The sequence below is a fragment of the Caldalkalibacillus thermarum genome (assembly GCF_014644735.1).
Classification (GTDB): Bacteria; Bacillota; Bacilli; order Caldalkalibacillales; family Caldalkalibacillaceae; genus Caldalkalibacillus; species Caldalkalibacillus thermarum.
In genome coordinates this window covers 14115-35905 of record NZ_BMKZ01000018.1, presented here as the reverse complement: position 1 = coordinate 35905, position 21791 = coordinate 14115, and the positions used below count along the sequence as shown (strand labels likewise).

At 50.0% G+C, this 21791-nt stretch carries 21 protein-coding genes, 2 pseudogenes and 1 riboswitch; of the genes and pseudogenes, 17 read left to right on the top strand and 6 right to left on the bottom strand.

All coding sequences use genetic code 11. The features are described from left to right. Window positions 1-80: 80 nt before the first annotated feature. From nagA to pdaA, 9 genes and pseudogenes are all read left to right on the top strand, one after another. Complete coding sequence (gene nagA, locus IEW48_RS08845) at window positions 81-1256, top strand: N-acetylglucosamine-6-phosphate deacetylase (protein ID WP_371874851.1); 1176 nt, start codon at window positions 81-83, stop codon at window positions 1254-1256. Next, on the top strand, window positions 1243-2022 hold the full coding sequence (nagB, locus tag IEW48_RS08840; protein WP_188623490.1) for a glucosamine-6-phosphate deaminase: 780 nt from the start codon (window positions 1243-1245) through the stop codon (window positions 2020-2022). The genes nagA and nagB overlap by 14 nt, the downstream gene beginning before the upstream one ends. Next, window positions 2019-2741 (top strand): GntR family transcriptional regulator, encoded by a 723-nt coding sequence (locus tag IEW48_RS08835; RefSeq protein WP_188623489.1) that lies wholly within the window; start codon window positions 2019-2021, stop codon window positions 2739-2741. The genes nagB and IEW48_RS08835 overlap by 4 nt, the downstream gene beginning before the upstream one ends. 65 nt (window positions 2742-2806) lie before the next feature. After that, window positions 2807-3112 (top strand): annotated as a pseudogene (locus IEW48_RS08830) (PTS transporter subunit EIIC); the annotation flags it as partial. 117 nt (window positions 3113-3229) lie between these two features. Further along, window positions 3230-4273: an IS200/IS605 family element RNA-guided endonuclease TnpB gene (gene tnpB, locus IEW48_RS08825; RefSeq protein ID WP_188623488.1), complete on the top strand. Its 1044-nt coding sequence runs from the start codon at window positions 3230-3232 to the stop codon at window positions 4271-4273. A gap of 113 nt (window positions 4274-4386) precedes the next feature. Then, a pseudogene (locus IEW48_RS08820) lies at window positions 4387-4899 on the top strand (glucose PTS transporter subunit EIIB); the annotation flags it as partial. Window positions 4900-4949: 50 nt separating this feature from the next. After that, window positions 4950-5867, top strand: coding sequence for a DUF7916 family protein (locus IEW48_RS08815; protein WP_188623487.1), 918 nt, complete (start codon window positions 4950-4952; stop codon window positions 5865-5867). A gap of 90 nt (window positions 5868-5957) precedes the next feature. Then, a complete protein-coding gene (locus tag IEW48_RS08810) occupies window positions 5958-7091 on the top strand; it encodes a trans-sulfuration enzyme family protein (RefSeq protein WP_188623486.1) in 1134 nt (377 codons plus the stop codon). Window positions 7092-7248: 157 nt separating this feature from the next. After that, window positions 7249-8031, top strand: coding sequence for a delta-lactam-biosynthetic de-N-acetylase (gene pdaA, locus IEW48_RS08805; protein ID WP_188623511.1), 783 nt, complete (start codon window positions 7249-7251; stop codon window positions 8029-8031). A 184-nt stretch (window positions 8032-8215) separates the two neighbouring features. Here the strand turns inward: pdaA and IEW48_RS08800 are convergent, their stop codons facing one another. Both IEW48_RS08800 and IEW48_RS08795 read right to left on the bottom strand, forming a co-directional pair. Further along, on the bottom strand, window positions 8216-9112 hold the full coding sequence (locus IEW48_RS08800; RefSeq protein WP_188623485.1) for an ion transporter: 897 nt from the start codon (window positions 9110-9112) through the stop codon (window positions 8216-8218). A gap of 211 nt (window positions 9113-9323) precedes the next feature. Further along, entirely contained in the window at window positions 9324-9734 is a 411-nt protein-coding gene (locus tag IEW48_RS08795) for a helix-turn-helix domain-containing protein (RefSeq protein WP_188623484.1), read from the bottom strand. A gap of 223 nt (window positions 9735-9957) precedes the next feature. Here IEW48_RS08795 and IEW48_RS08790 point away from each other — a divergent pair, with 223 nt between their 5' ends. After that, a complete protein-coding gene (locus tag IEW48_RS08790) occupies window positions 9958-10122 on the top strand; it encodes an aspartyl-phosphate phosphatase Spo0E family protein (RefSeq protein ID WP_229704001.1) in 165 nt (54 codons plus the stop codon). A 25-nt stretch (window positions 10123-10147) separates the two neighbouring features. Here the strand turns inward: IEW48_RS08790 and IEW48_RS08785 are convergent, their stop codons facing one another. After that, on the bottom strand, window positions 10148-10924 hold the full coding sequence (locus IEW48_RS08785) for a lytic transglycosylase domain-containing protein (RefSeq protein ID WP_229704000.1): 777 nt from the start codon (window positions 10922-10924) through the stop codon (window positions 10148-10150). Between the two features lie 178 nt (window positions 10925-11102). Between IEW48_RS08785 and IEW48_RS08780 the strand changes: the two genes are divergently transcribed. Beyond that, window positions 11103-12449, top strand: a complete 1347-nt coding sequence (locus IEW48_RS08780) for an HD domain-containing protein (protein ID WP_188623483.1) — start codon at window positions 11103-11105, stop codon at window positions 12447-12449. Between the two features lie 13 nt (window positions 12450-12462). Further along, window positions 12463-12969 (top strand): YwgA family protein, encoded by a 507-nt coding sequence (locus IEW48_RS08775; RefSeq protein ID WP_188623482.1) that lies wholly within the window; start codon window positions 12463-12465, stop codon window positions 12967-12969. A 175-nt stretch (window positions 12970-13144) separates the two neighbouring features. On the opposite strand, the gene IEW48_RS08770 is transcribed toward IEW48_RS08775, so the two are convergent. After that, window positions 13145-15223, bottom strand: a complete 2079-nt coding sequence (locus IEW48_RS08770; RefSeq protein WP_188623481.1) for a transglycosylase domain-containing protein — start codon at window positions 15221-15223, stop codon at window positions 13145-13147. Window positions 15224-15386: 163 nt separating this feature from the next. Here IEW48_RS08770 and speE point away from each other — a divergent pair, with 163 nt between their 5' ends. The 4 genes from speE to IEW48_RS08750 all read left to right on the top strand — a co-directional run bounded on the left by speE (window position 15387) and on the right by IEW48_RS08750 (window position 18570). Then, on the top strand, window positions 15387-16214 hold the full coding sequence (gene speE, locus IEW48_RS08765; protein ID WP_188623480.1) for a polyamine aminopropyltransferase: 828 nt from the start codon (window positions 15387-15389) through the stop codon (window positions 16212-16214). Window positions 16215-16298: 84 nt separating this feature from the next. Then, the gene (gene speB, locus IEW48_RS08760) at window positions 16299-17171 is read left to right on the top strand and encodes an agmatinase (RefSeq protein ID WP_007502940.1); all 873 of its coding nucleotides are present in this window, start codon (window positions 16299-16301) and stop codon (window positions 17169-17171) included. Window positions 17172-17292: 121 nt separating this feature from the next. Beyond that, a riboswitch (TPP riboswitch) is annotated at window positions 17293-17397 on the top strand. Window positions 17398-17531: 134 nt separating this feature from the next. Continuing rightward, window positions 17532-18080 (top strand): energy-coupled thiamine transporter ThiT, encoded by a 549-nt coding sequence (thiT, locus tag IEW48_RS08755; protein WP_188623479.1) that lies wholly within the window; start codon window positions 17532-17534, stop codon window positions 18078-18080. Between the two features lie 4 nt (window positions 18081-18084). Further along, window positions 18085-18570: a YwiB family protein gene (locus IEW48_RS08750; protein WP_188623478.1), complete on the top strand. Its 486-nt coding sequence runs from the start codon at window positions 18085-18087 to the stop codon at window positions 18568-18570. A gap of 77 nt (window positions 18571-18647) precedes the next feature. Here the strand turns inward: IEW48_RS08750 and cls are convergent, their stop codons facing one another. Together cls and IEW48_RS08740 are read right to left on the bottom strand one after the other, a co-directional pair. Then, window positions 18648-20018: a cardiolipin synthase gene (gene cls, locus IEW48_RS08745; RefSeq protein WP_188623477.1), complete on the bottom strand. Its 1371-nt coding sequence runs from the start codon at window positions 20016-20018 to the stop codon at window positions 18648-18650. Window positions 20019-20087: 69 nt separating this feature from the next. After that, window positions 20088-20648: a SprT-like domain-containing protein gene (locus IEW48_RS08740; RefSeq protein WP_188623476.1), complete on the bottom strand. Its 561-nt coding sequence runs from the start codon at window positions 20646-20648 to the stop codon at window positions 20088-20090. A gap of 158 nt (window positions 20649-20806) precedes the next feature. On the opposite strand from IEW48_RS08740, the gene IEW48_RS08735 reads away from it, so the two are divergent. Next, entirely contained in the window at window positions 20807-21763 is a 957-nt protein-coding gene (locus tag IEW48_RS08735) for a 1-aminocyclopropane-1-carboxylate deaminase/D-cysteine desulfhydrase (RefSeq protein WP_188623475.1), read from the top strand. The last annotated feature ends 28 nt before the right edge of the window (window positions 21764-21791 follow it).

Here is a 21791-nt window from a genome sequence, read left to right as displayed (position 1 = left end):
TAGACAATTAAACAACTAGATATTATACTAAACATTGAAAGGGGTTACACTAAGAGATCAAACGGAAAGGTGAAGGGCTCATGGCGGTAAATAGCATGGTGATTACCGGAGGAACAATCGTGACCGGGGAGAAGGTGATTCATGACGGACACGTCATCGTGGAAGGAGACAAAATTGCAGCCGTAAGTGACATTCCCTATGAGCAAGCAGAGACCAGTGTAAAAGTGATACACCTCAATGACAGCGACTTCCTTTTCCCTGGTTTTATTGATCTGCATATTCATGGTGCTGCAGGTGCCGATGTGATGGACGGCACCCGGGAGGCATTGCAAACCATTGCACAAGCGTTGCCTGCCGAGGGAACAACGAGCTTTTTAGCGACGACCATCACCCAAAGCGACGACGCCATTTCCCAAGCCGTTCAAAATGTTTACCAGTACATGAACGACCCTGCTCCGGGGGCAGAGGTGCTGGGCCTGCACCTGGAAGGTCCGTTCATCAGTGAACGCCATCCAGGGGCCCAGCCCAAAGGGCATATTGTCCCCCCTTGTGTGGAGACGTTTGCGAAGTGGGAAAAATTGTCTGGAGAAAAGATCCGGTTGGTGACGCTGGCTCCGGAAGAAGATGAGGGACTTGCGCTGGTCAAATACTTGAACAGGAGGGGGATCATCATTTCAGTTGGCCACTCCCATGCCACTTATGCGCAAGTGTCCCAAGCTGTCCAATATGGCCTGTCTCATGCAGCGCACCTGTTTAATGCCATGCGTCCCCTTCACCATCGTGAACCGGGAGTTGTTGGAGCCGTTTTTTTGCATCCTGACATCACGGCAGAGATTATCTTTGACCATGTGCATGTCAAGCAGGAAGTCGTACAGCTGGCCTACAACATCAAAGGTCCAGAAAGGATGATCCTGATTACTGATGCCATACGGGCTAAGGGGTTGGGGGACGGCTTGTATGACCTCGGGGGCCAAACGGTGACCGTAAAAGAGAACAGAGCGCTCTTGGCAGATGGCACGCTGGCTGGCAGCATGCTTAAAATGAATGAGGCTGTCAGACATGCCAGCAGGTTGAAAGGCTGTGACCTTGTGGGTCTTGTCAAACTGTCCTCTCTTAATGCAGCCCGCAAATTGGGCATTGCCCACCGCAAGGGAAGTATAGCCCCAGGAAAAGATGCTGATTTGGTTGTGCTAGATCAAGATTTCAACGTCCTGCAAACCATCTGTCGCGGACAGCTGATCTATGACAGGAAATGAGGTGAGTACGGTGGAGATTATCTATGCCCGTGATTATGAGCAACTAAGCAAGCAAGCAGCGCGCTATGTCTACCAGTTCGTGGCCAGCCGCCCTAAGGTGACCCTCGGCTTGCCTACCGGGGAAACTCCCATCGGCTTTTACCGCGAGCTGGTTGCTTTGCACCGGGATAACCCACTTCAACTGGACGGCATGGTCACCTTTAACCTTGATGAATACCTTGGCTTACCGCCCCAGTCACCCCAAAGTTATCATTTCTACATGAACCGGCATCTGTTTGAACCTTTGGGTTTGCCCCTTGAACAAACCCATATTCCCAATGGTTTGGCCAAGGACCCTGAAGCAGAATGCCAGCGGTATGAGGAAGAAATCAGGCGGCACGGTGGTCTGGACCTTGTGATTTTAGGTGTGGGGCGGAACGGGCATATTGGGTTTAACGAACCTGGCACCTCATTCGACCGGAGAACCCATGTCGTCACATTGGCGGAAAGTACCCGGCAGGCAAATGCACGCTTTTTCCCTTCCCTTGAAGAGGTGCCCACTCAGGCTATTACCATGGGCATTGCCACCATTTTGGAAGCGGACGAAATCATTCTCTTGGCCAGCGGCCCTAAAAAAGCGGAGGCTGTTTATCACTTAATAGAAGGTCACAAGGTGACTGAACAGTGGCCGGTCACAGCATTAAAGCGTCATGACCGCGTCACCGTATTCTTAGACCGGGAAGCAGCGGCCTTGTTATCAACAGCAAAGGAGACGAGGTCACCATGATTGACAAAGACTCTCCCATTCCGATCTATTACCAGCTCGAAGAACTGATTCGCACCCAGATTGAGAATGAGGCCTTACAGCCGGGAGACCTGATTCCTTCTGAGCGGGAACTGGCCGAACAATATAACATCAGCCGCATGACTGTCCGCCAAGCGATCACCAATCTGGTTAACGAAGGCTTGCTGGTCAGAAAGAAGGGCAAAGGTACCTTTGTGGCTGAGAGGAAAATTGAGCAGCCTTTGTCCAAGTTAAGGGGATTTTCGGAAGATATGCGCAGCCTGGGCATGGTACCGGAAACAAAGCTCCTTGAATTTAAAGAAGTACCAGCTCCCATTAAAGTTAGCCGGGAGTTGCAAATTGAAAGGGGGGATTTGGTCTGGCAGATCAGCCGTCTGCGTCTGGCTGACGGGCTCCCCATGGCCTATGAAGTGTCCTATTTGTCCAAACCGTTGATACACGGTCTGACGGAGGAGATTGTGCAAGGATCGCTATACGAGTACATTGAACAGGAGCTTAAGCTGAAAATTGAACGGGCCATTCAAAGTTTAGAGCCCAGTGTTGCTTTTAAACAGGAGAGCCAACTGTTGGAGATTGCCGAGCAAGCACCGGTTTTACTCATGAGACGAACCACCTATTTAAGTGACGGGACGCCGTTTGAGTATGTCAAGTCTGTCTACCGGGGAGACCGGTATAAGTTTGTCATTGAGATGTATCGTTAATTTGCGGAAAATCACGAAGTCAATGACAATGAAAAACTTGATTCTTACGAAGGGGTCGTGTTCTTATGTTAGCATTTTTGCAACGCATTGGGAGAGCCCTTATGCTGCCTGTAGCTGTCTTACCAGCTGCAGCTTTGCTGTTGCGTTTGGGGCAAGAGGACTTATTAAACATTCCTTTCATGGCTGCTGCTGGAGATGCCATTTTTGCTAACTTGGCCTTAATCTTTGCCATTGGAGTGGCGATCGGCCTGGCTAAAGACGGTCACGGTTCGGCAGCTTTGGCTGGCGCTGTGGGCTATTTTGTCCTGACCTATGGTCTGGCAGCCATCAATGATGAACTGAATATGTCCGTTCTGGGTGGTATTTTATCATAAATTTTCGAGAAGACCCCCACTTCTAAACGAAGTGTAAGTGGGGGATGAATCGGGACAAACATATGTTTTCCTTCTGAAACAGAAATGGTATATTAAAACCAGGAGGGAAAATCTATGCAGAAAGCGTATCGATTTCGCCTGTATCCCAATCAAAAACAACAAACTCTGATCCATAAAACATTTGGGTGTTGTCGCTATGTGTTCAATCACTTCTTGGCCAAACGAAAGGAAGTGTATGAGGCTGAAAGGAAAACGTTAGGGTACAACGCTTGTTCATCCATGCTCACACAACTCAAAAAGGAGCTTGAATGGATGAAGGAACCGGATGCCACGGCATTGCAAACAGCGTTGCGACACTTGGATGATGCATTCAAACGGTTCTTCCGGGAAAAGAAAGGCTACCCCCAGTTTAAAAGCCGTAAAAACCCGGTACAATCCTATACCTCTAAAAACAATAANGCCAAGTCCCGTGAAGTGGAAGGGCGTATCCTTTCCGCCACCATTCGGAAAAATCCATCGGGCAAATACTTTGTGTCGGTGCTGGTGGAAACAGAGATTCAACCGTTGCCTGCCTGTGACAGCAAGGTAGGCGTTGATCTCGGTGTCAAAGATTTTGCAACCCTTTCCACAGGGGAAGTCATTCCCAATCCCAAGTATTTGAAAAAGTATGAAGCTCAACTCATTCGCTGGCAACGGAAACTTTCCCGCCGGAAAAAGGGCGGTTCCAACTGGCACAAGGCCCGTCTTAAAATGGCCCGTTTGCATGAAAAGGTGGCCAATTGTCGCAAGGATTTTCTGCACAAACTGTCCACAAGGCTTATTCACGAAAACCAAGTGATCTGCCTTGAGGACTTATCTGTGCAGAACATGCAGAAAAATCATCGTTTAGCCAAAAGCATCGCTGATGTGTCGTGGTCCATGTTTCGCACCATGCTGGAATACAAGGCCAAATGGTACGGACGAACCATTGTGGTGGTGGACAAAACATTCCCTTCCAGCCAGTTGTGTTCCACTCCTGGCTGCGGCTATCGCTATCGGGAAGTAAAAAACCTCGGCTTGAGGGAATGGACGTGTCCATCGTGTGGTACACATCATGACCGGGACATCAATGCCGCCAAGAATATTTTGCAGGAAGGCTTACGCTTGTTGGCCGTCTAGCCAACTGAACCGTGGGACACACGGGGATCGCTCGGTCAACTTCCCATCATGAGATGGGATTACCCGAGAAGCCCCCACCTCTAAGCGTTAGCGTAGGTGGTGGGAGTATGTCACTAACGGGTACAGCCCTGGTTGTTGCTTTTATGTTGGATGTGCGTCACGGATTCGGCTTTTCCGCTGGCGCCATCGATTATTTGCTCAACTTTGGCATTGCCACCAACCCGGGCCGGTTGATTGTGATTGGCCTGGTTTATGCGGCCATCTACTTTGTCCTGTTCTACACCCTGATTACCAAACTTGATTTGAAAACCCCGGGTCGGGAAGAGGATGATACACTCGCCAATGCTAATCCTGAACAGCCACAGGATGAAGCAAAGCAAAGGGGTCGATTCGAGGACTTGGCCCAAAAGTATACCCAGGCCTTAGGTGGAAAAGACAATCTGGAGACGATCGATAATTGCATTACCCGCTTGCGCTTAAAAGTCAAGGACATGTCCAAGGTGGATGAGGCAGCTTTACAGCGTCTCGGAGCGAAAGGCGTCATTAAGCCAGGCGGCAACAGCTTGCAAGTGATCATTGGCACAGATGTGGAATTTATCGCTGATGCCATGAGAAAGCAGCAGTAACTTTACGAAAAAATGTAAGCGCAATCGCAGCTGAAAAGGAGTGACAGTGGATGAAACGTTTGCTGGATTGCCGGGCTTCTGATTTTGCCAAGATGAATGGCCAGCAGTTAAAACAAGCTATCCAGGCTTCTGAAGGACGGGTGATCCTGGCGGAAGTGTTCGCAACAGGTGTGCCAGTCTATCCTCAAGTCTCCCAGGCGGAGCTGGCAGCTGCCTTTGGAGCCGATCTGATTCTGCTCAATCTGTTTGATGTCTATCATCCCCAGGTCGCAGGCTTAAGTGTGGATGATCAAAGCAAGGTAGTACACACCTTAAAGCAATGGATCGGCCGGCCGGTGGGGGTTAATCTGGAGCCTGTGGATCCCGCCGCTCAGGCCCAGGAAACACTGGATGAATTGCCCCCGGGTCGCTTGGCCAGCACCGACACATTAGCCAGAGTCAAAGCGCTTGGCTTTGATTTTGTCTGTTTGACAGGTAACCCCAAAACAGGCGTCACCAACCGGGCCATCACCTCAACCATCCAAAAGGCGCGTCAAACGTTGGGCGAGGAAAGTCTGATCATCGCCGGCAAAATGCATGGCGCCGGTGTAGCGGGAGAAAGCGGCCGCGCCATTGTCAGCGACGAGGATATCCAGGCTTTTGTGGCAGCGGGAGCAGACGTGATTCTGCTCCCTGCCCCCGGCACCGTACCTGGCATCACAGTTGAGGAGACCTTAAAGCGGGTGGCGCTGATTCACCGTTTGGGGGCCTTAAGTTTACTGGCTATCGGTACCAGCCAGGAAGGGGCTGACCCAGATACCATTCGCCGCATCGCCCTTAACAACAAAATGGCCGGGGCTGACATTCACCATATTGGGGATGCCGGTTTGACTGGTATCGCCCTGCCGGAAAATATTATGGCTTATTCCATTGCCATTCGCGGCAGGCGGCACACCTATATCCGCATGGCCGCTTCCGTCTGGCGCTAAACCTTGGCCGACATGAGGATACCACCAACTGTTTCTCTCTGATATAATGGAGAAAAATTTCACCAAGAGCCCCTGAAGGAGAGAAACCCCATGGCAATCAAGCCCAAAACAACGCCGATCTATCAAACGTCTGTGTTTACCTTTGAGGATTTGAACGAGTTGGAAGCCTATTTTGAACAACCGTCCACAGCCTATATGTACACACGTTTTGCCAATCCCAACTCTGATGAGCTGGCCGCTGCGGTCAAAGCGTTGGAACAAGGTGCTGGCGCCGTCGTCACGTCTTCAGGCATGTCCGCTATTTTGACGGCCGTGCTGACATACTGTGAAAGTGGAGACCACCTGCTTTGTGCCGAAGAGATTTACGGCGGATCAAGCGTTCTACTGTCGCGGGAGTTGAGGCGCTTGGGGATTGGGGTCACTTACGTGCCGCTGGAGGACATGGATGACGTATCTCCGTATGTAACAGAGAAAACCAAAATGCTTTTAACTGAAACGATGACGAATCCGTTTCTCAATGTGCAAGATATCCAGCAACTGGCCTCCCAATGCCGGCGCTTGGGACTGAAACTGGTGGTGGACAATACTTTTGCGACCCCTGTTTTAACCCGCCCTTTAACATTGGGAGCAGACATGGTGATTCACAGTGTGACCAAGTATTTGTCGGGACACAGTGATGTGACGGCCGGGGTGGTGGTGGCCCAAACAGAGCCGGATGGCAGGCGGGCCCGGGAGATCGTGGTTCATTACGGACTTAATCTGAGTCCCTTTGAAAGCTGGCTGGCGGCACGGGGCCTGAAAACCTTGCACTTGCGTGTGAAGCAGCACAGTGCCAATGCCCTGGCCATTGCCAGGTATTTGGAGCGCCATCCGCGGGTTAAAAAGGTCTACTATCCTGGACTTCCCTCCCATCCCCAGCATCAGCTGGCCAAACGGCAGGGAAACGGTTTGTTTGGGGGGATGCTCTCGTTTGTCATTGATGATGATCCGGATACCGTTAACCGCTTCATGCGCGCCCTCACCCTCATTCCCTTTGCCCCTTCTTTAGCTGGCGTTCAATCTTCCCTTTCTCATCCCCTTAAAACATCGCATCGCGCTTTAACCCCCGAAAAGCAGCAAAAGCTGGGGATCACCATGGGTTTGATCCGTTTGTCTGTGGGAATTGAAGAGACGGAAGAATTGCTTGCTGATCTTGAACAGGCTTTAGATTCTATCGCTGATTAGAGGCGGTCCGGCGGGACTGCCTTTTTTCTTCATGTATGTTTGTCTTGTCTCTTTAACAAACTAAATTTGAGTTGACACACGCGGGGGAAGAATCTCACAGGAAGGAGTCTTGACCTTGAACCACAGGACAAAGATCATCTTGGCACTGTTTGGCCTCATGCTTGTTTCCCAGTTGGTCTCTGCCCATGTTTCGGTCGCAGCAAGCTGGTCCAACAAACCGATTCACTGGGGGTTAAAGAAAAGCACAGATCACCAGCCGCCTTCAGCAGGTCAAGAATGGGACCGGCTTTTAGCGAAGTATGATGCCTTTTACTTGGGCGATACTTCCAAGCGGGAGATTTATCTGACTTTTGATAACGGATACGAAAATGGATATACACAACGCATTCTGGATGTGCTGAAAGAAAAGCAGGTGCCAGCTGCCTTTTTTGTCACTGGCCACTATTTGAAAGATCAGCCTGACTTAGTCAAACGCATGGTGAAAGAAGGGCATATTGTGGGCAACCACAGCTGGTCCCATCCAGATATGACCCAGGTCAGCGATGACCGGCTGATCAAAGAGCTGGTCCGTGTGGAGCAAGAATTTGAACGGATCACGGGAGTTAAGGGGATGAACTACCTCCGCCCGCCCCGGGGGATCTTTAGTGAACGCACCCTCGCCCTTTCCCAAAAGCTGGGCTATCGCAACGTGTTCTGGTCCCTCGCCTTTGTCGATTGGCAAATTGACAGACAACGGGGGTGGCGCTATGCTTACGACAATATTATGGATCAGATCCATCCCGGAGCAGTTTTGCTTTTGCATACCGTTTCTAGGGACAATGCAGAAGCTTTGCCCCAGGTGATCGATGATTTGCGGGCACAGGGCTATGAATTTAAAAGCTTGGATGACCTGGTGATGGATCAACTCTGGAGGACAAGTCTTCACCATGCTGCTCCATAACTTCTGCTAGTAAGTGTATGTGGCTCCTAAGCGGGCCGCTTTTTTCTTCACGGGAATATTTTACTAGGTCTTTTTTTATTGCATTAAGAACATAAGTTCCCATATAACAGGAACATATGCTCGATTTAACTTTGGCTTAGAGGCATAAAATAAGCCTTCAAGAGAGACTCAGGACATGGTTGGTTCAAGTGGAAGATTGGGAGTGGTGGTCCTTTAACTCTTTAAGCAGCTGGCGGAGCTCCTTTATCTCCTGGCGCAATTTGGCTATCTCTTCGGCTGAAACGGAACTTCCGTCCCCTTCAAACAGGCCTTGCCGCTCTTCCCGCTGCCCTTCCTCCTGCTCTGCATCTTCCGTTTCAGCCCGCTCCACATTGCTGACAATGACCCCGACAAAAAGGTTGAAAATAACGAATGTACCAACCAAGATAAAGGCAACAAAGTAGATCCAGGACCAGAACACTTCAGCCATAATGGGGCGCATTATCCCGCTGGCCCAAGACTCCAGGGTGACCACCTGGAAAAGGGTGATGAGAGAAAGATGCAACGAACCGAAATACTCAGGCGCCACGTCCCGGAACAAAAAGGTGCCCATAACGCCAAAAATATAAAAAATTAACCCCATCAATAACATGATGTTGCCCAAAGACGGGATGGTATATAAAAGGGCACTAACCAGCCGGCGCAGGGAAGGGATAACCGTCACGGCGCGCAACAGGCGCAACACACGCAGGACACGTAAAACAGTTACAAATTGGGCCCCGACAAACAGGTGCCCGCTGGCCACAATCAGGAAATCAAAGACATTCCAACTGTCTTTAAAAAAATGATACCTCGGTCTTGTGGCCACCAACTTTAGGATAATCTCAGCCGTAAAAATCCATAAAATCATGCGGTCGATGAGATAAAACCAATCCTGGTACGGCTGGTAGATGCCGGGATAAGTTTCCATTCCCACTACAATGGCATTAATCACAATGAGCACAATAATAGCGGAAGTAAAGCGGGGATGGTGCACCAACCAGTCGCACCAAGCTTCAATAGGATGTTTCAGCTGAGAATGGCGCTCGTGGATGTGGGACATTGTGATTCCTCCAAGGTGTATGCTGACAATATAAGATGTGCTTACGGTTTAAAACGCACCAATAGTAGTATAGCACAAGTCACATTAAAGGAATAAAGAAAAAGTGAGACTGGCACACAGTCTCTCTTGCAGCTCTTTGCCGAGTCATTTTGATAGGGGACTATTAGCCCCTTTTAGGAATATAAGGGACTCAGAGCAGCTGTCCCCCTGCTTAGATCTGTTGCAACTTGTCTAGCACCACTTTGAGGATATCTTCCACTGCTTTGCGCTTGGGGCCTTTTAAGTGGGCCAGCTGAAACAAAACTGATTTCAGTTCTTTGTGGGTGGTCAAATAACGGATAATGTCCACCAGTTCCTTGTCTACCTCTTCATCTGCTAATTGGTATCGTTCTTTCATTTCACGCAATAATTGCTGAGGGGGGCGGACTTTACCCACCAGAAAATCAATGCTTACTTCAAACAATTCACTCAATTGGATCACTGCTTGCAAATCAGGGATCAACTGGCCATTTTCCCATTTAGAAAGTACTGAGCGGGAAATGTTAATCTTTTGGGCCAGTTCTTTCTGGGTCCAGCCGTGTTGTTCGCGATAGTAACGTATATTTTCAGCTAATGTGTTCACGGTCATCACCAGTCGTCATGTGGTAGTATATTAGCCAGTTTTTGCTGTGTATTTCCTTGGCTTCATCTGTTTCTGCCTCAGAGTTTAGCATTATTTACCATATGTGCAGCCAATTACTACGTTTTTGTTTTGCACTTATGGTATAATGTTCCTAATCAGAACAGCGCAAGACGCGGACCGGTGAGCCGTCGAGCAAACGGAATAGGAATGAAGGGAACAGCCTATGAGCTTGTTGGAACAAATTGAAAAATTGCGCGAAAAGCTAAACCAGGCAGCCAACCCTCAAGGTTGTTTGACCCATGAAGAGGTGCTCAAACTCAGTCAGGAACTGGACCGCCTTATCCTGCAATACCTCAAGTCCCGCAAGCATCCAGAAAAACCAGATTGAGTGCAGCCTCATGCCCGTCAGCCATTTACACAGACTGTTTTAACTGCTGGTAAGTTTGAAGCACATTGTGCACATAATTTTCCGTTTCCTTAAAAGGAGGGATGCCGCCGTATTTGTCCACATTGCCGGGGCCGGCATTATATGCCGCAAGGGCTAGGCGGAGATCCCCGTTGTAGCGGTCCAGCAGGCGGCGCAAGTAACGGACACCGCCGTCAATGTTTTGGGTTGGGTTATAAGCATCTTGCACCCCCAACTCCCGGGCGGTGCCAGGCATCAGCTGCATCAAGCCCATGGCCCCGGCCCGGCTTTTAGCCCGGGGGTTAAAGTTGGACTCACGGTGGATCACCGCGGCAATCAATAAAGGATCAACCTGATAACGGTCAGCTGCCCGTTCAATGATACTGGCAAAGGCATCCGCCCCTTTTCTTAACCGTTGCAGGGGCTGAGTCAAAGGTACAGGCTTGTCCGGAACCTGGAGGGCATACACCTCCGCTGCCCGCCCAGGCCGGGCCTTGGACTGAAAAGCGTTTTTGGAATAGTTGAGCCACTCACCTGTGTTACCCGTGTAGCCAGCGTGTAACAAAGGGACCCCAGGCGCTGACTGATGGACAACTGGCTGAACACGGGCAGCCATGGGCAAGGAGGATGACTGCTCTTGAAGATACTGCTCAAACACACGGGCAAAATGGGCATGGAAATTGATAGAGTGGACACCCCCTGTCATTGTTGGGGCTTCTCTTTTTGGCTGGATTTGTCTCAACAACTGTAATTCCAAAAGAGGCTGCCAAAAAGGGCCGCTCACGTCAACCTGCTCCTTCCCAGCGGAATAGAATGTAACAAATTTTTCTTATATTATAGCACCACGCTTGAGGACACACAATGGAACACCAAACTCCTTGCCGTTAAAGCCATTTTAATCTATCCTGGGTTTGTTTAAAATAAAATTAAGACAAGTTAAGGTTATGCAGGAAAGGGGCACCATGGTGAGCCATAGACTGACCCAAAAACTGGATGAAGAAAAAGTGTTTAAAGACCCTGTCCACCGTTACGTGCATGTGTACGACAAATTAATCTGGGACCTGATCAACACCACCGAATTCCAGCGGTTGCGGCGCATTCGCCAATTGGGAACCAGCTATGTCACCTTTCACGGTGCAGAACACAGCCGCTTTAATCACTCGCTGGGTGTCTACGAGGTGATGCGCCGGATATTGGAAAAATTTATGAGCCGTCCGACTTGGTCCTCTGAAATGCCCGACTGGAGCGAGGAAGACCGCTTGCTTTGTTTGTGTGCCGCCCTGTTGCATGATGTGGGACACGGGCCTTTTTCCCATAGCTTTGAAAAAGTATTTGATACAGATCATGAGGAATGGACCCGCAAGATCTTGCTGGGGGAGACCCAAATCAATCAGGTTTTGAAGCAGGTGTCCGCTGACTTTCCCCATAAGGTGAATGAAGTGATCGCCAAGACCTATGAAAATAAACTGGTGGTCAGCCTGATCTCCAGCCAGATCGATGCAGACCGCATGGACTACTTGTTGAGGGATGCCTACTATACAGGGGTCAATTACGGCAATTTCGATTTGGAACGCATTTTGCGCGTCATGCGGCCTCATGAGGAGTATGCGGTGATCAAATACAGCGGCATGCATGCCGTCGAAGATTATATTATGTCCAGGTATCAGATGTACTGGCAAGTTTATTTCCACCCGGTGACACGCAGTGCGGATGTGATTTTGCGTAAAATTTTCAAACGGGTTAAAGATCTGTATGAGCAAGGTTACCGTTTTGCCTGTCCGCCCCGTCTGCTGGAAGGATTTTTGGCAGGAAAGATAGAGCTTAAGGACTATTTGCGCCTGGATGAAAGCACCATCCTCTATTATTTTCAAATGTGGCAGGAAGAAAAGGATGGCATCCTGGCCGATTTGTGTGATAGATTTATAAATAGACGGCTGTTTAAATATGTGGGATTTAACCCCTCCAGCCACATGCGTCTGTCTTTGGAACTGGAGCAGTTATTTAAGCAAGCCGGTATTGACCCTGATTACTATTTGGAATTTGAGTCCTCATCTGATCTGCCTTATGATTACTACCGTCCCGGGGAAGAAGGGGAGCGCTTGCCGATCCACCTGCTCATGCCAGACGGGGAATTAAGGGAATTGTCGCAAGCCTCCCATATTGTCCAATCAATCTCAGGGAAGGCTCAAACCGACCATAAAATTTATTTTGCCCAAGATTTGCTGGAGGAAAAAGAAAAGACATACCCAGCTGTAGTGGCCAAAATTAAACAGGCCCTCAGGGATGCAGAGAAGAGCGGAGTAAGATAAAGGGGGACATGCGGTGTTAAAAGAACATGCCAAACTCATGTGTTTGCTCGAGCAGGCAGGGGAGATCAGCGGCCGCAAGAAATTGCAGAAAATCGTGTATATCTCCAAGAAATTCAACTTTGACTTTGGCGAGCGGTTCAACTTTCATTTCTATGGTCCCTACTCTGAAGAGTTAAGCCTCAAAATCGAAGAACTCCATCATCTGGGGTTTATCAGTGAAAAGAAGGAACACAAAAACGGCTATACCCAGTATACATACCGGCTGAGTGAAAAGGGAGAGGAATTTCTGCGGCTTTATCCAACCGAGATTAAGGGACTGGAGCCTTTTATACGCAAGCTGAACGGGGAGAGTTCCCGTTTCCTGGAGCTGGTTTCCACTTTGCTTTACTTTGATCATTTGCCCACAGCAGAGTTGATCAGCAAAGTACAAAAAGTGAAAAGTAAGCAAAACTACACTGAGGAAGAGATACATAAGGCGCTGGACTTTATTGATGAACTGCGTGCCCTGCGCCAGTCGTGATTGACGATTGCCGGGTTAACTGTGAACGTTTTGTGACATTTTGGTGGCAAAGGATACCGCTTTCTGTAAACAGGAGTAAAATGAAATTGAAGTCGGTAACATAAATGGATTAGGACAGTCAAAAGGCAGGAGGCTCCCTCCTGCCTTTTGGCGTGGATGAGGGGATACCGCATAGTTAAGATTGGGGAAGTTCATGGCCGTTTGGCTTTGTCCACCATTGTTTTAAGTGCTGCCAGAAGGAAGCAGCTTCATCCACTTGGACCGCCTCAGGGACAGTATCTTCATGGGGCAAGTGCTCCGTACAGATCTCTACTGGTTCTGTTCCTTTCTTAAAATACAACAACCGTTTGACCGGACAGTGCTCAGTGGCGAGCAACCCGTTTTCCGGATTAATATAGGCGCCGACGACCCCGTCCGGAACCGGAAATAAGGCAGGGGGCTGACCGGCCAAGGCTCCTTCCAGAAAGTGAGCCCAAATGGTGGCCGCCAGGCGTCCGTCATTATTGTGGTTGATCAGGCGGTTTTGATCGTATCCCACCCAGACACCCGCTGCCAGTTGGGGCGTAAAACCGATCATCCAGGCATCGGTGTCGGTGGAGCCCGTTTTCCCTGCTGCGGGCCGGTTTAAAACGGAAGCGACCCGGTAAGCCGTTCCCCCTTCTGCAAAGACGTGCTCCAACATGCGGTTAAGAATGAAGGTGTTGTTGGGTTCCAGGATGGACTCAAGGCGGGGGTGTTCCTCAACCAGGACGTTGCCGTTCCGGTCTTCAATGCGGGTAATGGCCAGTGGTTCGGCCTGCACACCCTGATTGGCAAAAGCCGAATAGCCTTTGACCATTTCCAGCAAGGTGACGTTTTGAGCCCCCAAAGCCAGGGAGGGCAGGGGTTGAAAAGTGCGTTCAAAACCGAATTGGTGCAAGGTGTGGACGAAGTTTTCTTCACCCACATGCATAATCGTCTTCACGGCATAGATGTTATCCGAACGGGCAATGGCTTGTTCCAGCGTGATATAGTCATTGGCATAACGGTCATTGAAATTGCGGGGAGTATAGGTGGCCCGTCCGTTGTCGTAGGTGAAGGTGGTCGGTTCGCTTTTCATCAGCGTGACTGGTGTAAAGCCGTGTTCCAACGCCATATAATACAAAAAAGGTTTGATGGAGGACCCGGGCTGGCGTTCAGCCAGCACCCGGTTAAACTGGGACTGGCCATAATTCCGCCCTCCCACCATGGCCTTAATGTACCCGGTGCGAGGGTCAATCGCTAAGAGAGCCCCTTGCAAAGGCCGGTCAGCGGGCAAATGCCTCTCCAACAAGTTTTCGGCCAAACGCTGCATATCGGCATCAAGGGTGGTGTAGATACGCAACCCGCCATGGTCAAAGACGTCTTCAGTGATGCCATAACGCTCCAGGGTCTGCTGGCGGACGAAATCCCGGAAGTAGGGGGCCAGGTTGGCATCCTGGCGGTGTTTTTCGGGGGAGATAAGGGTGAGCGGTGCAGCCAGCGCTTCCTCCCGTTCGGCTGCCGTGATATAGCCCTGTTCCTCCATCAGGTGCAATATCAGCTCTTGCCGTGACTTGGCATTAGCGTAGTTTAGCAAAGGAGAATAATAACGCGGCCCCTTGGGAATGCCGGCCAACAGGGCGCTTTCAGCCAGAGTCAATTCCCTGGCTGACTTGCCGAAATACAGATTGGCCGCCGCTTCTACTCCGTAGGCGGAATGCCCAAAATAGATTTGGTTTAAATAGTGTTCCAAAATGTCTGTTTTAGACAGATGCAGTTCCAACTGAATGGTGTACAAGGCCTCTTTTAACTTTCGTTCCCATGTTTTGCTGTGGTCCAGGTACAAATTGCGGGCCAGCTGCTGGGTGATGGTACTGGCTCCTTCCACATAGGAACGGTTGCGGATATTGGCCACAATGGCCCCTGCGATGCGTTTGAGGTCAAAGCCAAAGTGTTGATAGAAGCGTTGATCTTCCACTGCAATAAAGGCTTGCAGCAAGTAGGGGGGCAGTTCCTCAATGGGAATGAACGTCCGGTTTTGACCTTCATGAATGTGGTCAATGATGTCTCCGTCGGCAGAGTAAATGACTGTTGTTTCCTGCATCTGGAACGGGGGTAAGGGCTGTGAGCGCAAATATAACAAACTAAACAGCAGAATAGAAGATAAACACAAGGTCATCATAAATGTAAACAGGAGCACCCTGGTCAGCCATTTCAGAAAACGGATCAACCATGATTCATGGATCACTTCCATCTTTCAAAACCCCCCTTTGTTGCAGCATTTAAATGTAAAAGTTGCTGCTAACAGTATGGGGAAGATCAAACGGTTTTATACTGAAATATACTTGCATTTTTAATAAGGTTGGCTATAATTGGCTTGTTAGCTTCAGAGCAAAAATGCAAGGGGTGAACATCGAATGGAATTGTGGTTTACTGAACTGCAGACTAAAGCACACGGCATTACGACCAAAGTGAAGCAAACCTTGCACAGTGAACAGACGAAATATCAAAAACTTGATGTGATAGAGACGGAAGAGTTTGGCACCATGCTCGTATTAGACGGGATGGTGATGACAACCGATAAAGACGAATTTGTTTACCATGAAATGATGAGCCACGTGCCGCTCTTCACCCATCCCCGGCCCAAAAAAGTGCTGGTTGTAGGAGGAGGGGACGGGGGAACCATCCGTGAGGTATTGAAACACCCGAGTGTCGAAAAAACTGTTTTGGTTGAGATAGACGGGCAAGTGATTGAGTACTCTAAAAAGTTTCTGCCCAACATTGCTGGAGAACTGGATAACCCCCGGGTTGAGGTGCTGGTGGATGACGGATTTATGCACATCCACCAGCATCGCAACGAATATGACGTGATCCTCGTTGATTCCACCGAGCCGGTTGGCCCGGCAACCAAGTTATTTGAAAGGGGATTTTACCGAGGTATTTTTGAGGCCTTAACGGATGAGGGCTTGTTCGTCGCCCAGACAGACAATCCTTGGTTTCACGGAGACTTAATCCGCAAGGTGTTTGCCGATGTGAAGGAAATCTTCCCCATTACGCGCTTGTATACCTGTAACATTCCCACCTATCCCAGCGGTTTGTGGACCTTTACCATCGGTTCCAAACAACATGACCCTCTCAAGGCCAGTTTGCCTGAGCAGTTGGCATTTGAGACAAGGTATTACACGCCGGAAGTGCATAAAGCGGCGTTCGCCTTGCCTAAATTTGTTAAAGATTTGACTGAGTAAGCTTTCATATTGGTGCGCCAGTTTAAGCTGCTGGTATTGAAAAAGGTCCTCAAAGAGCCACAGCAGGAAATGGAGGAGGTTGCTATGCGTTTTGATGAAGCCTATTCGGGGCAGGTGTTCATCGCCAGCCATCCCCATTATGAGGAAAGCGAGGCGGTGATCTATGGCATGCCCATGGATTTCACAGTCAGCTTCCGGCCGGGATCCCGGTTTGGACCGGCCCGCATTAGGGAAGTGTCCATTGGGCTGGAAGAGTACAGCCCCTATTTGGACCGTCATCTTGAAGAAGTCCGTTATTTTGATGCGGGAGATATTCCACTGCCCTTCGGCAATCCGGGCCGCAGCTTAAAACTGATTGCAGAATTTGTGCGCAAGGTGCTGGCCGATGGCAAATTTCCTTTGGGCCTTGGGGGTGAGCACCTGGTCACTTGGCCCATCATTCAAGAAGTCAAGCGCCGGTTTGAGGATGTTTATCTCATCCATATTGATGCCCATGCCGATTTGCGGGAGGAGTACGAAGGAGAACCGCTCTCTCACGCGACGCCCATTAAGAAAGCATGCCAGCTGTTGGGGCCGGAGCGGGTCTATTCGTTCGGCATCCGCTCGGGAACCAGAGAAGAGTTTAAGTATGGGCGTGAGTCCGGTATGCATTTTTACCCCTTTGAAGTGGCCCAGCCGTTAAAAAAAGCGTTACCCTCACTGGCCGGTAAAAAGGTTTACGTGACCATTGATATTGACGTCCTTGATCCTGCTTTTGCCCCTGGCACAGGCACAGCCGAAGCGGGAGGCATCAGCTCGGCTGAACTGTTGGAAGCGATCCATCTTTTGGCCAAAGCGGATGTTGAGATCGTGGGGGCGGACCTGGTGGAGGTGGCACCCGTGTATGATCCAACGGAGAAAACGCAAATTGTGGCTGCCAAGCTGGTGCGGGAGATGCTGTTGGGCTGGGTAAAATAATGGGTTGCCATAATGCCTTTAAAGGTAACAGGTTAAAAAAATATGTTTGTACTAGGGATTAATCATATTTGCCACTCATTCTTATGTTATAATAGAGGCAAACATCCCATAGATGTTGACCGTGTTCCACTAGGGGTGCCCAGAGGCGGGCTGAGAGGGGCGGCGGCCCCAACCCTTTGAACCTGATCTAGGTCATGCTAGCGGAGGAAAGTGGAACAGAAGTGGTCTTTCAGGTTGTCGAACTGGCCACAATTGGCACAACGGATCCTGGGACAATCTGATTAAGGATACATTTCTGTTTCTGCCACTCCTCCGGGAGTGGTTTTTATTATTGTCAAACTTTACATGGAGGGAAGCATGATGGAACGGCAACGCCTGCTTGTTTTGATCGAAACGGCGATGATGGCTGCTGTGGCTTATGTCTTCAGTTTTATAAAATTAGGGGCGTTATGGGCCTATGGGGGCTCCATTTCACTGGTAATGGTGCCTATCTTTGTCTTGGCTTTGCGCCGGGGAGTGGCCGCTGGTTTGACCGCCGGGCTCGTTGTGGGGCTGATCAAAGCGTTGGTGGGTGGTTACGTGGTTCATCCCGTGCAGTTGGTGCTGGATTACCCCTTGGCTTTTGCCCTGTTGGGAACAGCAGGACTGTTCGCCCTTAATAAGGCCCACACACCAGGAAAAATGATAGGCCTGGCCACAACGGGGATTGTGCTGGCCTCAGGGTTGCGTTTCTTGAGCCATTTTGTCTCCGGGGTGGTTTGGTTTGGGGCCTATGCCCCGGAAGGGATGCCTGTCGCCATCTATTCTGCTTTGTATAACTTGTCTTACTTACTGCCGGAAATGATCATCAGCCTGTTGATTGTCATTTTCTTGATCAAGATGCGTCCCCAACTCTTGCAGGTCAGGTGATCAGATGAGTCCAACGGTTGAAAAACAACCTGTCAAGCTGCATATTCATGCCCAGAGGTTTGAACACGGCCAACCGGTGGATGAAGAGATCCAGCACTTAAAGGGAACCTTGTACCGCAAAGGAGAAATATACTATCTCAAGTTTAGGGAGCAAACAGAAGACGGCCCCATAGACAACACGTTGAAGATTGAGCAGGATAGAGTTACGGTCATCCGTCATGGCGCGGTCCGCATGAACCATGAATACCGGCTTAACAGTACCACACAAGGGATCTATCACACACCCTATGGGGCGTTGAACATGGAGACCCATACGACGGCTTATCGGTTTCAACCGTTGGGCACAACCTTGCCCCTGGGCTCCGAGAACTCAACCAACTTAAACCACTGTCGAGAAGACCGTTGCGGGGAACTGCACTGGGCCTATCATTTGTCCCTTAACGGCAATCAAGTAGGGGACATTCGCTTTACAGTGACACTGAAAGCCTAAAAGGAGAACGGCTTTTTCCTGGTCTGTCCAGGAGAAAGCCGTTTCTTAATGTCTGGCTCCTTTCGGGCAGTTGTGTTTTAGAGCCAAGGTGCCATTAACAATGACAACTGTGTCGCTGTCCTGATCCACCATGGCTGCTGAAACAGTTGTTCCGCTTTCAGCTGCCGGCAGTCCTGCAAATCTTGCTTAAAGATCGCCTCTACTTGGCGGTATACGTGACGGTCGTAGATAAATAACCCTGCTTCAAAGTCAAAATGAAAGCTGCGCCTGTCCAGGTTGACACTGCCGATATTGGCAATATAATCGTCCACCAAAGCCATTTTGGCGTGGTAAAAGCCTTTGTGGTACAGATAGATTTCTACACCGGCCGGCAGCAATTGTTTATGAAAGTGGAAGGAGGCATAGTGGACGAAAGGGTTGTCTGTCCGTTTAGGCACGATCAGTTTCACTTCGACCCCTCTTTTCCTGGCCGCGTTCAGAGCCTCGATGATCTCCTGATCGGGGACAAAGTAAGGGGTGCCCAGCCAAATCCGCTTTTTGGCCTTGTGGATGGCGATAAGATAACTGTCCTTGGCTATGGGACGGGTCATATCCGGTCCGCTGGGTACGACCTGGGCCAGGATGGTTTGTTGATCCCGCTGATGGGTTTCCTGACGGGTAAAGGTGGGGAAATACTGATCGTTTTCCTCCAACATCTCTCCAGTGGTGTAGTACCAGTCTGTGGCAAAAATACGCTGCATGAGCAGTACACTTTCCCCTTCGATTAACACGTGAACATCCCGCCAAAAGCCTGTGTTGGGATCCCGGTGTAAATACTCATCCCCTACATTCAATCCCCCCGTAAAGGCTACCTTGCCATCAATCACCACAATCTTGCGGTGATTGCGGAAGTGCATGTACGGCAAAAAGCGCAGCCGGGGAGGGGCAAACACCCCGCACTGGATGCCTTGCTTTTGCAACGCCTTAAACCTTTCCCCCCCAATCAGGGTATGGCTGCCCACCCCGTCAACCAGGAGGCGGATCTCAACCCCTTCCTGTACTTTTTGCTCCAGTTTCTCAAACAATTGATTAGAGATATGATCATCCTGAACCGTGTAAAAAAGAATATGTACATGATGCTGTGCTTTGTCTATTTCCTCAAACAGAGCGGGAAACAACGCTTCCCCGTTATTCAGAATGCGCAAGCGGTCATTTTGGGTGAGGGGAAAATCTGTGTTTCCTTGGATAAAACGGAGCACCTCGGTGTGGGGCTCAAGTTTAAAGCGTTGTTCCGCTTCCTGAACCGAAAGGCGTTCGTTCAGATTGTGTCTGACCCGCTGGAACAAGCGCTGGTCTGCCTGCGCCTTTTTTTGAAACTGCCGCCGCAAGTAAACATGCTGTCCCGCGACATAGGCCACAGCTAGGACAGCCAGGCCGGTCACAATCAACACGATTATCAATAAGGTCAACAGGGATCATCTCCTTTTTGCCTTCCAAGCATGTGTATCTTATAGTATTGGAGATGATCAACGAAAATATCACTCCGGCAGACGAACTTTGCTGTTTTTCAAGATGTGTCCGTCATAGCGAAACTCACCCAGCCAGGTTTCTGCTTTTAGAATAGGAGCCCGGCAGCATATACTGCGGTAATGGCCAACATTAATCCTCCGGCGTAAGCCGAGGTATCCTCCGCAGCGTTGGCAATACAGTTTGTATGCTTTTTGGGGCAGCTGAACGCGCTGGGTGGAGATCGCTCCTACACGTCTTAACTCCTGTTCAAAAACAGGATGGTGGTCATGATAGGGCCGTCCTTCAATAAACAAATGGTAATGGCATAACTCATGCAGCAAAACGGCCACAAAAATCTCCCTGTCGATCCAGTGGGCAGCGTACTTGCTGATTTCAATTTTAAGCGGTGTCCGCTGCCCGTTTTGTTCGGTGTACAGGAAGCGGCCCATGGTTTTTGTCAGGCGGCCGTTCCAGGTGACAGGAATCTGGCATGGCTTTCCCCAAAAGTGAAGGGAAAGTTTGTTAGCCAGTCTCTTTAGTTTTTGGGGATCGGTATCAATCGTACGCTCGGGATTGGGGTGTCTGGCCATCTTAAGCGTGTCCTTTCCATTTGTGTTCATTCTCTAGTTATGACCACTTGGAACTGTTATTGCGCAGGACGACCAGGCACTGTATCATCAAAAATGTAATGCTTTTCACCAGTAAACCAGCATGTGGCTGGCCAACATGTGCACAGGAGGTCCGTCAAATGATCAAGCCTTTGGCTTTAAGCCACTGCCCAACACCCCTCCATCGCCTGGAGCGGTTAAGTGAAGTGCTGGGAGTGGAAATCTGGATCAAGCGGGATGATTTGACCGGGTCCATCGTGACGGGAGGAAATAAAATCCGCAAGCTGCAGTATATTATGGCCGATGCCTTGGCTCAAGGGGCCGACACCGTGCTCACCACAGGAGGACCGCAGTCTAACCACGCCAAAGCGACAGCTGCTGTCGCCGTGCAGGTGGGCTTAAAACCGGTGCTGGTGCTGGCTGGACGTGATCCGGGCCGCCGGCAAGCTAATCTGTTTTTTAATGAACTGCTGGGAGCAGAGGTCCGTTTCAGCGGAGCCCGTACGGCGGAAGAGATGGAGGCTGCGCTGGAAGAGGCTTATCAGTCCCTTGTCCAAGAGGGACACAGACCCTATTTAATTCCTATCGGGGGCTCCAACGGTTTGGGCGCTTTAGGCTATGTGGATGCTTATCAGGAATTGGGCGATCATGATTTTGACTGGATTGTGGTGACCGCCGGAAGCGGCGGGACCTTTGCCGGTCTGTTTCTGGCCAATGAACGGGCCGGACGGTACGAGACAACACGCATCTTGGGAATCAGCCCCTGGCTGCCCGTACCTGATATTGCCGACAGAATCAAGCGTTGTCTCTATGAATGTGAACCGGCCTGGAAAGCGAAGGAGTTACTGCTTGATGATGCCTATATCGGCCCCGGTTACGGCAAGCTGACGGCAGAAGCGCAGGAAGCTATCACGACACTGGCCCGCCTGGAAGCGATTATTCTTGATCATGTCTACACCGGCAAAGCGATGGCGGCTTTGATCGATTACATTAAAAAAGGAAAAATCAGCCCCAATGAGAAAGTACTCTTTTGGCATACAGGGGGAGCGCCGGGGCTGTTGGCCATTCAGGACCGGTTTTTTGGCAGCAAAGAATGAGAGATGTTTAGCAAAGAGAGTCTTAAAA

Coding starts and splice junctions, on each gene's coding strand:
- nagA (WP_371874851.1), top strand. CDS start 81: ATGGCGGTAAATAGCATGGTGATTACCGGAGGAACAATCGTGACCGGG.
- nagB (WP_188623490.1), top strand. CDS start 1,243: ATGACAGGAAATGAGGTGAGTACGGTGGAGATTATCTATGCCCGTGAT.
- IEW48_RS08835 (WP_188623489.1), top strand. CDS start 2,019: ATGATTGACAAAGACTCTCCCATTCCGATCTATTACCAGCTCGAAGAA.
- IEW48_RS08815 (WP_188623487.1), top strand. CDS start 4,950: ATGAAACGTTTGCTGGATTGCCGGGCTTCTGATTTTGCCAAGATGAAT.
- IEW48_RS08810 (WP_188623486.1), top strand. CDS start 5,958: ATGGCAATCAAGCCCAAAACAACGCCGATCTATCAAACGTCTGTGTTT.
- pdaA (WP_188623511.1), top strand. CDS start 7,249: ATGCTTGTTTCCCAGTTGGTCTCTGCCCATGTTTCGGTCGCAGCAAGC.
- IEW48_RS08800 (WP_188623485.1), bottom strand. CDS start 9,112: ATGTCCCACATCCACGAGCGCCATTCTCAGCTGAAACATCCTATTGAA.
- IEW48_RS08790 (WP_229704001.1), top strand. CDS start 9,958: ATGAGCTTGTTGGAACAAATTGAAAAATTGCGCGAAAAGCTAAACCAG.
- IEW48_RS08780 (WP_188623483.1), top strand. CDS start 11,103: ATGGTGAGCCATAGACTGACCCAAAAACTGGATGAAGAAAAAGTGTTT.
- IEW48_RS08770 (WP_188623481.1), bottom strand. CDS start 15,223: ATGGAAGTGATCCATGAATCATGGTTGATCCGTTTTCTGAAATGGCTG.
- speE (WP_188623480.1), top strand. CDS start 15,387: ATGGAATTGTGGTTTACTGAACTGCAGACTAAAGCACACGGCATTACG.
- speB (WP_007502940.1), top strand. CDS start 16,299: ATGCGTTTTGATGAAGCCTATTCGGGGCAGGTGTTCATCGCCAGCCAT.
- thiT (WP_188623479.1), top strand. CDS start 17,532: ATGGAACGGCAACGCCTGCTTGTTTTGATCGAAACGGCGATGATGGCT.
- IEW48_RS08750 (WP_188623478.1), top strand. CDS start 18,085: ATGAGTCCAACGGTTGAAAAACAACCTGTCAAGCTGCATATTCATGCC.
- IEW48_RS08740 (WP_188623476.1), bottom strand. CDS start 20,648: ATGGCCAGACACCCCAATCCCGAGCGTACGATTGATACCGATCCCCAA.
- IEW48_RS08735 (WP_188623475.1), top strand. CDS start 20,807: ATGATCAAGCCTTTGGCTTTAAGCCACTGCCCAACACCCCTCCATCGC.